The 639-nt window shown below is 62.3% G+C and carries 2 protein-coding genes; both read left to right on the forward strand.

Going from position 1 to position 639, the window contains the following annotated elements; all coding sequences use genetic code 11:
• A partial coding sequence (locus tag QBJ92_RS20575) for a spore coat protein U domain-containing protein (protein WP_277971552.1) occupies nt 1-103 on the forward strand: 103 nt, incomplete at its 5' end.
• Between the two features lie 25 nt (nt 104-128).
• Nucleotides 129-635 (forward strand): spore coat protein U domain-containing protein, encoded by a 507-nt coding sequence (locus tag QBJ92_RS20580; protein WP_277971551.1) that lies wholly within the window; start codon nt 129-131, stop codon nt 633-635.
• The last annotated feature ends 4 nt before the right edge of the window (nt 636-639 follow it).

The following is a 639-nucleotide window of genomic DNA, read 5'->3' on the forward strand; positions in this document are numbered from 1 at the left end:
CGGGTCGAGCCAGTCCCTTAACGTCTACGGTCGCATTCCCGCCGGGCAATTGCCGACGCCGGGCGCATATTCGGACACGTTGACCGCGACGATCACTTACTGATCGGCGGTTGGCGTTCGACACGGACATGAACCCGCCAGGCTTGCTCTTTCGGCCGTTTAGGATTGTTGCGGCGGCGCTACTGCTGACGATCCTTGGAATGGTAGGGTGGGTGGGGCCCGCGCAGGCGCAGTCCTGCACGATATCTGCGGTGCCGATGGCGTTTGGTGCCTACAATCCACTGACCAAGGCCGCCGTCAACACGACCGCTACGGTCACGACGACGTGCACCGCGCTGATTATTGCCGGGACCTATTCGATCGCCATTGGCGCGGGGCAGGGTGCCACGCCCGCCACGCGGTACCTTGACAACAATGGCAACCGGCTCAACTATCAGATTTATACCGATGCCGCCCGGACCCGCGTCGCGGGAGACGGGGTTGCCGGGACGTCGATGGTGACCGGAACGATCGCCCCGCTGGTCGGGCTTATAACTGCGTCACGAACCGATACGCTCTATGGGACGATCGCTGGCGGGCAATCAGCGGTGCCCGGGAGCTACGGCGACACGATTATCTTGCAACTAACCTATTAGGTGT

It is taken from the genome of Sphingomonas echinoides (assembly GCF_029623395.1).
GTDB classification, from domain to species: domain Bacteria; phylum Pseudomonadota; class Alphaproteobacteria; order Sphingomonadales; family Sphingomonadaceae; genus Sphingomonas; species Sphingomonas echinoides_A.

What these genes read in the sequence shown, in the direction of transcription:
- QBJ92_RS20580 (WP_277971551.1), top strand. Translation starts at nt 129, where the DNA reads ATGAACCCGCCAGGCTTGCTCTTTCGGCCGTTTAGGATTGTTGCGGCG.